This window comes from Terriglobus roseus DSM 18391 (assembly GCF_000265425.1).
GTDB lineage: Bacteria > Acidobacteriota > Terriglobia > Terriglobales > Acidobacteriaceae > Terriglobus > Terriglobus roseus.
Genome location: NC_018014.1, coordinates 968969 through 983585, shown reverse-complemented (window position 1 = coordinate 983585; position 14617 = coordinate 968969). Strand labels below are relative to the sequence as shown.

9 protein-coding genes are annotated in these 14617 nt (G+C 60.7%); 5 read left to right on the top strand and 4 right to left on the bottom strand.

Going from position 1 to position 14617, the window contains the following annotated elements; translation table 11 throughout:
* Position 1 precedes the first annotated feature (1 nt).
* Genes pucL through TERRO_RS04200 form a run of 5 tightly spaced genes read left to right on the top strand, consistent with a single transcriptional unit; the run spans position 2 to position 5452 of the window.
* Complete coding sequence (gene pucL, locus TERRO_RS04220; RefSeq protein ID WP_014784760.1) at positions 2-847, top strand: factor-independent urate hydroxylase; 846 nt, start codon at positions 2-4, stop codon at positions 845-847.
* Positions 844-2067 carry an allantoate amidohydrolase gene (locus tag TERRO_RS04215; protein WP_014784759.1) on the top strand — a complete coding sequence of 408 codons (1224 nt, stop codon included), beginning with the start codon at positions 844-846 and terminating at the stop codon, positions 2065-2067. The genes pucL and TERRO_RS04215 overlap by 4 nt, the downstream gene beginning before the upstream one ends.
* Positions 2064-2813, top strand: a complete 750-nt coding sequence (gene allE, locus TERRO_RS04210; RefSeq protein WP_014784758.1) for a (S)-ureidoglycine aminohydrolase — start codon at positions 2064-2066, stop codon at positions 2811-2813. The genes TERRO_RS04215 and allE overlap by 4 nt, the downstream gene beginning before the upstream one ends.
* A complete protein-coding gene (locus TERRO_RS04205) occupies positions 2810-4066 on the top strand; it encodes a M20 family metallo-hydrolase (RefSeq protein ID WP_014784757.1) in 1257 nt (418 codons plus the stop codon). The genes allE and TERRO_RS04205 overlap by 4 nt, the downstream gene beginning before the upstream one ends.
* Before the next feature lie 33 nt (positions 4067-4099).
* On the top strand, positions 4100-5452 hold the full coding sequence (locus TERRO_RS04200; protein WP_014784756.1) for an aldehyde dehydrogenase family protein: 1353 nt from the start codon (positions 4100-4102) through the stop codon (positions 5450-5452).
* A 69-nt stretch (positions 5453-5521) separates the two neighbouring features.
* Here the strand turns inward: TERRO_RS04200 and TERRO_RS04195 are convergent, their stop codons facing one another.
* From TERRO_RS04195 to treY, 4 genes are all read right to left on the bottom strand, one after another.
* The gene (locus tag TERRO_RS04195; RefSeq protein ID WP_014784755.1) at positions 5522-8419 is read right to left on the bottom strand and encodes a TonB-dependent receptor; all 2898 of its coding nucleotides are present in this window, start codon (positions 8417-8419) and stop codon (positions 5522-5524) included.
* Between the two features lie 71 nt (positions 8420-8490).
* Entirely contained in the window at positions 8491-9828 is a 1338-nt protein-coding gene (locus tag TERRO_RS04190) for a DUF5666 domain-containing protein (protein WP_014784754.1), read from the bottom strand.
* A 190-nt stretch (positions 9829-10018) separates the two neighbouring features.
* Positions 10019-11782: a malto-oligosyltrehalose trehalohydrolase gene (gene treZ, locus TERRO_RS04185; RefSeq protein WP_014784753.1), complete on the bottom strand. Its 1764-nt coding sequence runs from the start codon at positions 11780-11782 to the stop codon at positions 10019-10021.
* A gap of 84 nt (positions 11783-11866) precedes the next feature.
* Positions 11867-14581, bottom strand: coding sequence for a malto-oligosyltrehalose synthase (gene treY / locus TERRO_RS04180; protein ID WP_014784752.1), 2715 nt, complete (start codon positions 14579-14581; stop codon positions 11867-11869).
* Positions 14582-14617 lie beyond the last annotated feature (36 nt).

Sequence of the window (14617 nt, the reverse complement as noted above, 5' to 3'; positions counted from 1 at the left end):
CATGGCAATTCTGCAGGAGAACAAGTACGGCAAGAGCGGTGTCCGCCTTGTTAAAGTGACACGCAATGGCGACGTGCACACGGTGCGCGAATGGACCGTTCGCGTACTGCTGGAAGGCGACTTTCAAACGGCGCATACTGTCGGTGATAACTCGAAGATCCTGCCGACCGACACCATGAAAAACACCGTCTACTCGCGTGCGAAGGAATCAAATGCGACGTCCATGGAAGAGTTCGCCGCGGAGCTCATCGATTTCCTGCTCGGTCGCAATGCGCAGGTGTCTGCCGTCGAGGTACACATCGAACAGGTGATGTGGAAGCGGCTCACCGTCGACGGCGAACTGCATCCGCACAGCTTCATGCGCGGCAGCGATGAGCTTCAGACCACGACAGTCCGTCGCGCAAAGAGCGGCGAGACATCGCTCGTCAGCGGTCTCCACAACATGATCGTCCTCAAGACGACGAAGTCCTCGTTTGAGGGCTATATCAAGGACGATCTGACGACGTTGAAAGAAGCCGCGGACCGATTGTTCGAAACATCGGTAACGGCATCCTGGCTCTACGCGGGTGATGTCGCAAACTACAACGTGACACGCACCAGCATTCGCGAATCGATGCTGAAGACCTTCGCTACCCACGATTCCAAGTCTGTCCAGCAGACACTCTTTGCCATGGCAGAAGACGCCCTGGCGGCCGTTCCCGAGTTACTTGAGATGACGTTGACCATGCCGAACATCCACAACATTCTGGTAGATCTGAAGTCCTTCGCCCAGGAGAACGCAAACGAGATCTTCATGCCCATCAGCGATCCTTCCGGTTACATTCACGCACGGGTGACACGAAATTGAGTGACGCGACAAAGGTCTTAGCGCGATGCCACGAACTCGCACGGATCACCGATGTCGAAGGTGAAACCACGCGCACGTTCCTGTCGCCGGCCATGCGCCGCGCGAACGACCTTGTCACTACGTGGATGCGCGATGCCGGCCTCAATGTCCGCACGGATGCGGCAGGCAATCTACGTGGCGTACGTCTTTCAACCAGCGAGAAAGCGAAGACGCTGATCCTCGCTTCGCACCTGGATACCGTGCCAAACGCCGGTGCTTTCGACGGAGTATTGGGCGTCATGATGGCCTTAGCGGTCGTCGAAAATCTCGGACAAGCGTCGCTTCCCTTCCAGATCGAAGTCGTCGCGTTCTCAGAAGAAGAGGGCGTCCGTTTCGGCGTGCCCTTTATCGGATCGCGCGCGATCGTCGGCACACTGGAGGAACTGCTGCTGGGCCGCAAGGACCTGACCGGCACCAGCGTGCGCGAGGCAATCCACGCTTACGGACTCGACATCGAGCAACTGCCCGACGCCGTTGTGCCTGACGCACTCGGCTATCTTGAGTTCCACATCGAGCAAGGTCCCGCCCTCGAGAGCGAAGGCCTCCCGCTGGGCGTCGTCGAAACCATCGCAGGACAGAGCCGCTATGAACTCGTCTTCACCGGCGAAGCAAACCACGCCGGCACCACGCCCATGCCGCTGCGTCATGATGCGATGAGCGCTGCCGCGCAATGGATCACAGAAGTCGAAACGCACGCCAGGGCGACGCGCGGGCTCGTAGCCACGGTCGGCTCCGTAGCGACGGTTCCGGGTGCCGGCAATGTGATCGCAGGCGAAGTGCGTGCAACGCTCGACGTGCGCTCCGCGAACGATGAAATACGCGACGGCGCGGTCACACATCTCTTGCATCACGCGAACGCTTGCGGTACCGCGCGTGGTGTTACCGTGACGTCAACACTGCGCATGAAGCAGGATGCGGTGCCGCTGGACTACGGTCTTCTGACAATGCTGGAAGATGCCGTCGACAGCACGGGCGCGGTCATTCGCCGGATCGTCAGCGGTGCCGGGCACGATGCGATGATCGTTGCCCCGTACATGCCCGCGGCCATGTTATTTCTGCGCACACCGCGCGGCTTAAGCCATCATCCGGATGAGGCCGTACTGCCCGCCGATGTACAGTTGGGTCTGGATGCCGGTGCCGCCTTTGTGCGGCTGCTGGCCGCACGGGAGAACGCTCGATGAGCATGCACCGACTGGGCGAGACACGAAGCCGCCGTACACCCGATCACCTGCTGCAGACACCCGATACGTTCGTCTGGGCACCACTGCCCGGCATGGTCAATGCCGCGGCATGCGTCCATGCAGCGCCGGCTCTGGGCGCGGCCTTCATGCAGTACACGGCAAGCTTCGAAGCGGGCGGCAAACTCGGCTCGGCAGTTGGATCGCGCTTCGTCTTTGTGACCGAGGGGTCGCTGCAATTCACCTCAGAGGGACACAACGCAACGCTCGGGATCGGCGGCTACTGTTATGTGCCGCCCGGCCTCGCGCACACCATCACCGCAGACGTAGCCGCTCGCGCGCAGGTAATCGAAAAGACTTACGTCGCACTCGAAGGCGTTGCCACACCGAAGCTCCTGATCGCGAGTGAAGGCAGCATTCCCGGAACGCCTTTGAACGGCGATGATGCGTTGCAGGTCCGCGCTCTGCTGCCGCCGGATGTCGCGTTCGACTTCGCAGTCAACACGATGGAGTATCTCCCCGGCGCGTCACTCAGCATGGTGGAAGTGCATGTGATGGAACACGGCCTGATGATGATCGAAGGCGAAGGCATCTACCGGCTTGGCGACAGTTGGTATCCGGTCGCAAAGGGCGACTTCATCTGGATGGGTCCGTACTGCCCGCAGTGGTTTGGTGCGCTCGGCAAGCAGCCCGCGAAGTATCTCATCTACAAAGATTGGAACCGGCACCCGATGGCGGGTGCGCGATGAACTTGCCAGTCGATACTGCAAAGCTGCAAAACGAGATGGACACGCTCGCCGGCTTCACGCAGGTGGAACAGACCGGCCGCAAGGGTGAGCGAGCGGTGACGCGCGTCGTCTTTACGGATGACGACATGCGTGCGCGTGCCTGGTTGAAATCGTTGTACGAGGATGCTGGCCTCGCTGTGCGTGAAGACGCCGTTGGCAACACCTTTGCGCGTTGGATCGGTTCCGAACCGGATCTCCCAGCCGTAGGCACCGGCTCGCACACCGACGCGATTCCGCACGCAGGCATGTACGACGGCACGCTGGGCGTGCTCGGCGGCCTGGAAGCCATCCGCGCAATGCAGAGAGCAGGTGTGAAGCCCAGGCGCTCCATCGAGCTTGTGATGTTCACATCAGAGGAACCGACGCGCTTCGGTATCGGGTGCCTCGGCAGCCGTCTGCTTGCCGGCACGCTCGATCCCGCGCGCGCTGATGCCCTGCTGGACAAGGACGAACTCCCTCTCCGACAGGTGCGCGAAGCCGCGGGCTTCGCAGGCGATCTCACGCAAGTAAAGCTGCCTGCTGACTACTACAGCGCATGGGCAGAACTGCACATTGAGCAGGGTCCGCTGCTGGAGTGCGATGGCCTTCAGATCGGCGTGGTGACACACATCGCTGCGCCAGCCAGCTACCGGTTCACCATCGAAGGCTTTGGCGGCCACGCGGGCGCGCTGCTGATGCCCCATCGCCGGGATGCACTGTGTGCCGCAGCAGAGATCATCCTTGCCGTCGAGCATGCTGCACTTGCGACAGCAGCCATCGATACCGTTGCCACGGTGGGCACGGTCAAGGTGCATCCCGGCGCCGTAAACAGCGTTCCCAGCCGCGTCGATCTGGAGCTCGATGTACGCGACACCGACCCTGACCGCCGAGACACGGTGATGGCGCAGGTACGCAAGGCAATCGCCGACGTGCAGGAGCGTCGCGGCGTCACCGTGCGTGAGGAAGAGGTGAACGCCGATGCACCTGCAACCTCATCCCGGGCGATCGTCGCATCGATCGAAAAGGCCTGTGAGAGCCTGGGGCTTTCACATCGCCGCATGGTTAGCCGGGCTTATCATGACTCGTTGTTCGTAGCGCGCATCGCGCCGGTGGCTATGATCTTTGTGCCATGTCGCGGCGGTGTCAGCCATAGGCCGGACGAGTTTGCTACGGTAGAGGCGATGACTGACGGTGTGCGCGTACTGGCAGAGACGTTGCGCGACCTGGCTGGCTAACGACATTCGCTCTGCAGAACTGCCCTGAGGAAGATGCCAATACAGTCCATCAATCCGGCCACCGGCGAAGTCCTTCGGACCTTCACTCCCATCTCGGACGAAGCTCTACGCGTCCGCATTGGGCAGGCCGCCGAGGCCGCAGCGACGCAACGCGCCCTGCCACTCGAACATCGTGCGCTCTGCCTGCGAAAGCTGGGCTCGCTGCTGGATGAGGAATCACCCGAGCATGCACGCACCATCTCGCAGGAGACCGGCAAGCCCCTGCGCGCAGCCGAGGCGGAGATTGCCCGTTGCGTCGATGCCGCGCGTTTCTATGCCGAGCAGGCATCGCGCCTGCTGGCGCCGGAGCTGCTGCAGAGCGAGAACGGCCAGTCCTACGTACAGTGGTCGCCGATGGGTGTTGTGCTGGCAGTCATGCCGTGGGAATCCCCCTTCTGGCACGTGCTGCGCTTCGCTATCCCTGCGCTCGCCGCCGGCAACACCATCCTGCTGAAGCACGCGGCCAGTGTGCCGCAGTGCGCGCTGCAGATCGAGGCTCTGGTACGACGCGCCGGCTTCTCTCGCGGCACTCTGAGTGCCCTGCTGATCGATAGCACCGCCGTAAACTCAGTCCTGGGAGACGAACGCGTTGCGGCCGTCACCGTCACCGGATCGGAGTCGACAGGACGTGCAGTTGCCGCGCAGGCCGGCTGGCTCTTGAAGAAATCCGCACTCCATTTGCCCGGCAGTGATCCGCTGGTGGTCATGCCCTCTGCCGATCTCGACGCCGCCGTCGCAGCCGCTGTGCGAGCACTGGCGACTGGCAGCCAGGCCACACGGCTCGTCATTCACTCCGGTGTCTACAACGACTTCCTCCACCGACTCGTAACGGCTGTTGAGGCACTCCAGATCGGCGATCCGCTGAAGGACGGCACCGAGGTAGGCCCCCTGGGTACAGCGGATGCATTGAACACGCTGGCAGAGCAGGTAGCGGCCGCGGTGACTTCGGGTGGCCGTATCGTGACGGGTGGAACGCGGCTGGTCGGTCGTGGAAACTTTTTTGAACCAACGATCCTGAGCGATCTGCCCCGCACAGCAGTTGTCGCCAGGGACGCGCTGGCTGGCCCGGTGGCTCTGGTCTTTCGCGCAAAGGATCTTACGGAAGCCATCGCGATCGCGAACGATACGCCCTTCGGCCGTGCGGCTTCAGTCTGGACAAAGGAGCCGGGCGAGCAGCAGCAGTTGATCGCCGGCATCCATGTGGGGACCGTCGCACTGAATGCGCTGCCCACGGACAACGCCCGCGCGCCGATCGGAGGCACCAAGCGATCCGGTTACGGCCGCGAACTCGGTGAGGCCGGCATCCGCGAATTTATGGTCGCGAAGACCGTACTCATCGGCCAGTAAGCCTTCGTTATAGAAAACAGCAGGGCGCACCACCTCGGTGCGCCCTGCTGATTTCCACGCCGTGCCCGGTCAAAAGTTGAAGTTCAACTGCAGCGTCACGGTTCGTACTGCCGACCCACTGTTGCCCTGGCCGCCGATCAACGACTGCGAACGCCCGAAGAGCAGAGGCGAACTCAGCGAGGCATTTGGCGTCGTGTACGGAACGTAGTTGAACAGGTTCTGCACCTGCACACCGGCGTTGAAGTTGTACTTGTGGCCAGAGCTGATGGAGCCGCCTCCACGTCCTCCGCCACCGCCGCGCGGACCACCGCCGCCACCACCGCGCGGGCCGCCACCGCCGCCGCGAGGACCACCGGCACCCGCGCCACCGCCCGCAGCATCTGCTCCACCAGGACGGATACGCTTACCAAAGCCGAAGGCCTTCACAAGACGCAGATTCATCTGCACGTTCGATGGTCCGGTGCAGTAGCCAGGAGGGAGGCGATTCGCTGCGGTCACCACGGTGGTGCTGCCAGGACCGCCGATGAAGTCTGCGGCGTTGCGGCAGTTGCCGGAGACGCCGTTCGCAAAGCCTGCCCGGTCGTTGGTGACCGTGTCCAGGTTGAGATCGCGACCCGCCGTCACGTTGTAATAGTTGCCGGAATTAACGATCAAAAATGGTGAGGCATTGATGCCGAACGGCGCCTGCCAGTTTCCGAACAAGGTGATGCGGTGCTTGTTCACGAACAGGGCACGACCGTAGTCGGTAGCAGGGTTCAGGCTGTCGGTTGGGAAGACACCTGCGCCATTCGCATTCGATTTCGCAAAGTTCAGCGCGTAGAAACCAACCAGCGAGAATCGTGTTCCGATCTGCGTGCGGAAGTTGACGATGAACTGGTTCTGCCGAAAGACACCGCCCGACTGGTACGAGTACAGCTTGTTCGTACCGCTTGCCGGTAACGACCGCGACAGAAACTGGTGCACGCCCAGGTTGTTCAGGTAGTTGAACGAGACAGTGGATCGCTTGCCCAGCTGCTGGTCAACTCCAAACGCCGTCTGCATGTTGTAAGCGCTACGCAGGTTCGGCGCAAGCTGATAGATCGTCTGCGACGTCGTCGCGCCACCACCGCAACCGGCGGTATTTCCCGGTGTGCAAACGCCCGTCGGCAGGCTGTAGATCAATGCAATCTGGTTCACACCATTCTGCTGGCGCGAGTTGATAACGCCTCCGATATCAAAGCGGTCATAGAAGATACCGAAGCCCGCCCGGACGACCGTAGTCGGATTGCCCTTCTTACGCGGAATGCCATACGAAACAGCGACACGTGGCGCAAGATCGGCAGCGCTGTTGATTGCTCCCTGTGCCTCGTACCGCATGCCGTAGCTCAACGTGAGATTGGGCTTCACGCGATAGTCGTCTTCCGCGTAGAAGCTCACATCGGTCAAGTGACCTTCGATCCTAGGGTTCGCGATGCTCGTGATCCGGTACTGAAACGGCCGGTTGGCAATGTAGTCTGCAGCGCTCGAGTAACTGAATGTTCCATTCGCATTCGAGGTGGAGAACTGCGCCTGGCGATAGACACGCAGCCGCATACCGGCTCGAATGAAGTTCTTCTGCAACGCGACGGAGGTGTAGTTCTGAATCTCCAAGCGGTCAGCTGTACTGCTCTGTGTACCACCGCTGGCGCCGCCACCCGTGAAGTAACCAGGCACAGAGACGGTCGGCGCAACCGATTGCGGCAGCGAGGAGCTGACCGCACGCACCAGGGCCAGTCGGGTCTCATTGATGACCTTCTGACTCAGGATCTGTGTGTCGCTGATCTGCAGTTGGTGTTCATGCGTCGAGGTGTTGGTCGCCACCGTGTTGATCTGAGTCGCACCCAGCCCAGCATTCTGCGCGCTGCCATGCTCAAACTGATACCGGATCGTCAGCGTATTTTTCTCACCCAGCGCCAGGTCGATGCGCGGCGTGAAGTCATAGCGCGTCTGCGGATGGAAGGTCGCGCGCGCACCATCCGGATACGGATTCAGCGAGCACGCAGCATTTCCGGGCGCGCACAAAACATTGGAGCCAGGTCCAGTGCTGATGATGGAGCCGGCAAAGATGCTGTTGTCCTGGATGGTGCGATGACTGCCGGCCAGCGAGTACGAACTCGTCTTGGTGAGAGGCCCGGTCAACGATCCAAGGAAGAAGATCCGGTGATAGTCCGGCTGTTGATTCGTCGCTCCAAGAAACGGGCTGGACGTGTTGAACAGCTTGTCGTTGAACTGGATGCTGGCGTTGCCGTGATATGAGTCCGTGCCCGGCTTTGTGAAGACCTCAACACGACCGAAACCCTGCTTGTCGAACTGTGCTGAGAACGGATTCTGGTTCACACGGATTTCGCGGATCGAGGACTTCGGAGGGAGCTGCCCGCCCGTAAATCCATCGACATAGATCTGGCCGCCGCTGGGACCGGCAGACGGACCTGCAAGAGCGGAGAGTTCATCCGACAGCTCGTCCGGATCGTCCGAGAGCGCCTCAAGATCCTTATCCTTGATGACGACAGCGCTGCCGTTGGAATCGGGATCGACCGAGACGGCATTGCTCTGCGTCGTCACATCGATCTCCGTATTCGCCGACTGCACCGCCATCGCCGTGTTGATCGTGAGCGTTGCACCCGTGACGCGAACACCCTGCCTGACAAACGACGCAAAGCCCGACATGCTGACCGTGAGCGAATACGTTCCCATGGGAACGCTACGGAAGCTATACGCACCATCGGCACCGGAGGTCGTCGTCATAGCGCCGCCCTTTGCCGGCGTCAGCGTGACGGTCGCACCGGGAATGGCGGCCTGGTCCGGATCAAGGACATAACCGGTCACCACGCCCGCACCAGCAGTCTGTGCGTAGGCGCGCGTCGCTGCCAGGTTTACGGTTGCAATAGATCCAAGCGACAGAAGTGCGACCGACAGGCTACGTCGAGTCAGCGAAAAGCAAAAGTTCATCAGACCCTCACGGGAAGGTGGCTTCGGTGAATGGCGCGTTCTGTTTTGCTGCAAGAGGACTGAGGCGCTGCTTATTCCGCAGCGCCGCCGCCACCACCTTCGGCGCCACCACCACCGGCGCCCATGCTCCACGGCGAGATGCTCATCTCGCTGCCGGCTGGTCCAGTCAACAGTGGCTCCACACCGCTCAAAACGGTGATCGCCGTATACGGCCCCGCACCGCCGCTGCCCGACGCAACGATCATGAGCGCCTGACCAGGCTTCAGGTCAGCAAGGGTCGTCTTAGGAAGACGCGGAATCATCGTGGCAAGATCGGCTGCACCGCGACCGCCCGGACCACCGGGACGCCCACCGAATCCACCGGGCCCACCTGGCCCGCCGGGACCACCACCGGGAGCCCCGCCGCCATAGCCGCCAGGACGTCCACCGCCAGCTGCTGCGGCATCACCAGCACCCGCAGGCGGTGCGCCAGCAGGCGGTCCGCCCGCTGCAGAAGGAGCACCAGCCGGAGCACCGGCACCCGCCGCGCCACCCGGGCGACCGGCAAATCCGCCTGCGCCACCGGCACCGCCAGGACGTGCGCTGGGCGGTGCAAAGCGCGCCGCCAGCTCAGGTGGCAGATTATGCAGATCCGAGGCGTCGCCGATGGTGACCGTCTCGTTCTTCTTCGTCGCAAGATCCTTGATCACCAGCGAGTTCGCTGCCGCATTCACAGAAACGATCGTGCCCGACAGATTCTTGAAAGAACCGGAGACGATCTCGTCCGCCGTGATGCTCGTACCGTCGGGCGACTTGTCACCGCGGACACGCAACTGGTCGCCTGGCTGCAACTCCGCCATCGTTCCCGGCTTCGCATCCTCAAACTTGATGGAGCCAGGAGCATAGCGCCGATAGATCGTCGATCCGGTCGTGGTCACGGTGACGTCCTTCTTGCCAGAGCTGATCGCGATCGTGTTGTTTGCCGGCGTGACCGACTTCACGATGCCGCCCGATCCGCGACGATTCCAATCCGCCTGCACGGTTGCATTCCGTTGCGCGATCGCCGTGGACTTGATCATGATGATGCGGGTCGCACTCAGAGTCGTCGCGTCGCCTGTTCCAGTCGCCAGAACGCGGTCGCCAACGGCAAGCTGGTCCAGCGTAGCTGCCGAAACGGTCTTCAGATCCGCACTCTGTTGCACGCGTGCGCCATCGGCCACCGTTACGGTGCTCATTGTTCCCGTGCCGTCCGCGGCAACCGTCAGCGTGTTACCGGAGATGGTCTTCACCGTGCCAAGCACCCGCGGCGTCGCCGCGGCCTGCGCAAACGCTGCACCGGTGTATGCAACAGGCGCGAACGCTGCGCCACCCAGCAGGCCGGCCAAGACTACCCGCTGCGAAATCATCCAAACGCCTGCGATTCCATTCATCACGATGCTCCCAAGGTGTGCGCCCAATACCACGCAGAGGATTGCTGCCGCCTGGCGGCAGATCAACCTACACAAGGGTACGAACAAATGCCCGGAAAGTTTCTCCGGGCAGGCAATTTCTCCAGATGTAACCGTTACGACGGCCTCAAACCGCGCGGCGCCAGTTGCAGCGCCGCGCGGCCGATCACGTCTATGCAGGAGGATCCTGATCCAGTGGCTGCGGCGGCCAGTGGTAGATGGCAACGCTGAGCGGCGGCACCATCACGCAATCGCCTTCCCGCGAGGGCGCAACGTCACTGCTCAACAGCAATTCCGAACCCGGTTCCACGGCAAATGGCGTCTCGTTCTCCGAAAGATTGATCATCGTCCGGATGTTGCCGCGATCCGTGTAGATCCAACGGTCCTCTTCACTGTGGTGCACCACCATGCGACTGAAATCGCCAAGGTTCAGCGCCAGCGTCCGGCGACGTAGGTGAATCAGATCCCGGTACCACCGGAACATCTCATCATGCTTGGGATCCTCAAGCTCGCTCCACTTCAGCTTCGAAGCCTCCACTGTCGCGGGATCCTCAGGATTGGGCACGTCCTCGCTCCAACCAAAGTGCTGGAAGTCGCGCTTGCGACCGTCGCGAACGTTCTTGCGCAAGTCCTCATCCTGGAAGTCCGCGAAGTACATCCACGGTGTCGCTGCCGCCCACTCCTCTCCCATAAAGATCATGGGCAGGAACGGCGCCGTCATCACGACCGCCGCAGCCAGCTTCGCCTTCTGCATACCAACCAGGTGCTCCAGTCGTTCACCCTTGGCGCGATTGCCAATCTGATCGTGGTTCTGGATGTACCCCAGAAAGCGGTGATAGCTGATCTTCTGCACCTGCCGCCCATGATTATGCTGGCGGAAACGCGAGTACCGACCGTCATACAGGAACACCTGTTTCAACGTGGTTGCCAGCTGATCAACTGTGCCGAAGTCCTGGTAGTAGCCGCTCTGTTCGTGATGAATCAGCGTGAACAATGCGTGGTGGAAGTCATCACTCCACTGTGCATCCAGGCCAAATCCATTTGCCTCGCGCGGCGTGACAAACTTCGGATCATTCAGATCTGTCTCGCCGATCAGGAAGAGCTCCCGTCCAAGCGCCGCAGACAGGTCTTCAACCTCCAGCGAAAGTTGCTCCAGAAAATGCATGGCGCTGCGATCGATAAGCTCATGCACTGCATCAAGGCGCAGACCGTCGAAGTGGTACTCGCGCAGCCACATCAGCGCGTTGTCGATGAAGTAGCGGCGTACCTGGTCGCTGCCGCCCTCTTCAAAATTAATGGCCGCGCCCCACGGCGTATGGTGCCGCTCCGTGAAGTACGGTCCAAACATTTGCGTGTAATTACCCGCAGGTCCGAAGTGGTTATAAACCACATCCAGAATCACGCCCAGGCCCTTTTCATGGCAGGCGTTCACAAAGCGCTTGACGGCCTCCGGGCCGCCATAAGACTCGTCCGGCGCATAAGGCGAAACACCGTCGTAACCCCATGAGAAACTGCCCTCGTACGATGCAACGGGCAGCAACTCAATATGGGTAATGCCCAGGTCATACAGGTAGTCCAGCTTCTCGATGGCGCTGTCGAATGTGCCACCCTCTGTAAACGTTCCCAGGTGCATCTCGTAGATGATCGCTGAGGGCAGAGGGCTAGGCCGGAACTTCTCATCTGTCCACGCGAACTTACCGTGATCCAGCACGCGTGAATGGGAATGGACGTCCTTCGGCTGCCAGAACGACCGCGGATCCGGGTAGGGCTTTGGGTCGTCATCCAGTAGAAATCCGTAGTCGCTACCATGCACTGCAGCTTCGACATCGGCCTTCCAGAAACCACGTTCGGATGGCCCGGCCATCGGATACTCCGTGCCATCAACCTGTACCGAAACCTTCTTGCGCTGTGGTGCCCACACCGAAAAATGATGCATCCGTTCCCATCCTTTCCATCGCAGCTCTATTGGCCGCTTTCCGATCACTGCCGTTTCGTTTTACGCCCCGCAGATTGGTCGCTGTTAGGCGACTACCTGCTGCGGTTCTGTCCGGCGCGTATCCTGTCCCACTGTCTTATCGCTGTCCTTCACAAGCAGCGCCACTGGAAACTCATCCAGCAGCGTGCTGATGCGAATCGATGCTCCGCCTTCATGCACTTGACCGCTCAGGCGATCCGTCCACCGGCCTGCGGGCAACTGCACTGATGTACCACTCCAGTTGTCGGTCAACAGGTGCGGGAATCGCGGTGCAATCGCAATCACATCGCCCGACCGCTGATAGGCGATCACGTGATCAGCCTTCGGTCCCTGTACTTCGATGGGCGTGTAAGTGCCGCTCGCATCGAAGGAGGTCGGCCGTTCCAAACGCAGCTTCAATGCCTGCGTGATGACCCAAAGCTTCGGCGAGCCCTCCTCGAAGTGCTCAACCGCATACTTCGCAGCGTCTGCCCAGTTACGGCTGCTCAACTCCGCAAGCATGGACCGGCGGTGGTCATAATCCACTGGCCGGCGATTGTCCGGATCCACCAGCGAGTGATCCCACAGCTCGCCGCCCTGGTACAGATCTGGCACGCCAGGCGAAGTGCACTTCAACAGCGTCTGCGTCAACGAGTTGATCCGTCCATCCCGATTGATGCGGTCGACGAAGCTCTGCAGTTCCCCTGTAAATGCGGCATCTTGCAGAATGCGTTCCATGAAACTGTTCAACGCGTCTTCGTATTCCTTGTCATTGTCGAGCCATGACGTGATGCGCTTCGATTCACGCATCGCCTTCTGCATGTAGGCCTGCAACCGCTCCAGATCGATCGGCCATGCGCCAATCAAGGTCTGATACAGGAAGTACTCCGTATTCGCATCCGGGTACTTACCGCTGCGGTACTTCGCATTCATGCGCGACCAACGCTTCAACACAGCAGCCCAGCGAGCAGGCACTTCGCTCAACACCGCAAGGCGAGCGCGCACATCGTCACCGCGCTTCGTGTCATGCGTCGACAGCGTAATCATCGTCGTCGGGAACGTGGCCTGAATGTGAGCGTTATAGCTATGGAAGTCGCTGATGGCGATACCGTTCAGGCTCGGATCACCACCCACTTCGTTCAGCGAAGTCAGACGGTTGAAGCAGTAAAAGGCCGTGTCCTCTACGCCCTTCGCCATCACCGGCGAGGTGAACTGCTGGAAGCGCGCAACGAACTCAGACTCCTTGTCGCCGGTTACCTTCAGCGTCAGCACATCCTGCATAAAGTCGAACAGGCCACCATCGATATCCGGCTTGCGACGCTTCGCTTCTTCAACCGCTTCGTTGATATGGGTGACATCTTCTTCGTTGACCGGCGTCGCTGGAACAACGTAGGTACGGTAGATCCCGAAACAGGCCGCAACATTACGAATGGCACGGCGGATCTGTGCGCGCGTGTAATCGCGGCTGTTGCGATTCGACTCGCAGATCGCCACAAACAGGCTCGCCAGCCGGTTCACATCGCTGGCCAGCGTCTCCTTGCTGATCTTCGTCTTCTTCTCAAACGCGATGTCGTGGAAGCTGTCACTGTCACGCGCAAACTCGCTGTAGATCGCGGTCAACTTACGCATGCCATCCGGATGAACCAGCAGCGCATTGCACTGGTTCATGTAGTCATAGCCGCTGGTGCCTTGAACAGGCCAGTCAGACCGCAGCCACTCACCGGGCTCCAGGATCTTCTCCGCCACGATCCATGCATGCGGCGCGCGTGCGCGCAGACGATCCAGGTACTGCTTAGGATCGCGCAAGCCGTCCGGGTGATCGATACGCACGCCGTCGAGCACGCCCTTATCCAGCCAGTACAGAATCAACTCATGCGTCTCTTCAAAGACGTACTCGCGCTCCATCCTCAGGCCGATCAGGGAATTCACATCGAAGAAGCGGCGATAGCCCAGTTCCTGGTCCGACGTTCGCCAGAACGCAAGCCGGAAGTTCTGCGCATTCAGAAATTCGTCCAACGCGTCGATGTTGCCGTTCAGTTCGTCGAGTGCCGCATCGATCGACCGGCAAACAGCCTCTTCTTCCCCACAAAGACGTGTCAGCAGGCCAAGCAACACCTGCTTGTCACGATGCCGCCCAAGCTGCACACTGCGCTCGGTAGAGTCAGGCGCAGGCAGTCTCGCAAACGACACCGCGAGGAAGTTCAACGTATCCGACGGCGCCATCTCCGCAGCACGCGACAGCAGCGTGGACAAGGAACGAGGAGCGACAGGGAACGCCTGCTCGCCGTACTGCACCAGGAAGCCTGTGCCCTCGCGGACGATCTTGATGTCGCCATTCGAAAGGATGCGACCGTACTGATCGCCGAGCACCGGCATCAGTACCTTGTCCCTCAGCTTCTCTTCCGCAGAATTCCAGTCGATGTCAAAGAAGGTCGCGAAGCGGCTGGACGGCCCATTCTCCAGCACGTCCCACCACATGCGGTTCTGGCGATCGACCGACATGTGGTTCGGCACAATATCCAGCACCTGCCCCATGCGCAACTCGCCCAGTCGCTTGGAGAACTCGGAATGGCCAGCCTCGCCACCCAATTCAGTATTCACGCGGTGGTGATCCACCACGTCATAGCCATGCATGGAACCTTTGCCCGCCTGCAGATAAGGCGAACTGTAGACATGCGACACGCCAAGGTCACGGATGTAATCCGCTATGGCACCGGCCTGCGCGAAGGTGAACCCTGCGTGCAGCTGAAGTCGATATGTGGAAAGCGGAGTCCGTTGCATAATCTCTCTCATGCGCAAACCCGCAACACATGGCGC

Excerpts from the sequence above, each read along its gene's own strand:
- TERRO_RS04205 (WP_014784757.1), top strand. The coding sequence starts at position 2,810 with ATGAACTTGCCAGTCGATACTGCAAAGCTGCAAAACGAGATGGACACG.
- TERRO_RS04200 (WP_014784756.1), top strand. The coding sequence starts at position 4,100 with ATGCCAATACAGTCCATCAATCCGGCCACCGGCGAAGTCCTTCGGACC.
- TERRO_RS04190 (WP_014784754.1), bottom strand. The coding sequence starts at position 9,828 with ATGAATGGAATCGCAGGCGTTTGGATGATTTCGCAGCGGGTAGTCTTG.
- TERRO_RS04195 (WP_014784755.1), bottom strand. The coding sequence starts at position 8,419 with ATGAACTTTTGCTTTTCGCTGACTCGACGTAGCCTGTCGGTCGCACTT.
- pucL (WP_014784760.1), top strand. The coding sequence starts at position 2 with ATGGCAATTCTGCAGGAGAACAAGTACGGCAAGAGCGGTGTCCGCCTT.
- treZ (WP_014784753.1), bottom strand. The coding sequence starts at position 11,782 with ATGCATCATTTTTCGGTGTGGGCACCACAGCGCAAGAAGGTTTCGGTA.
- treY (WP_014784752.1), bottom strand. The coding sequence starts at position 14,581 with ATGCAACGGACTCCGCTTTCCACATATCGACTTCAGCTGCACGCAGGG.
- allE (WP_014784758.1), top strand. The coding sequence starts at position 2,064 with ATGAGCATGCACCGACTGGGCGAGACACGAAGCCGCCGTACACCCGAT.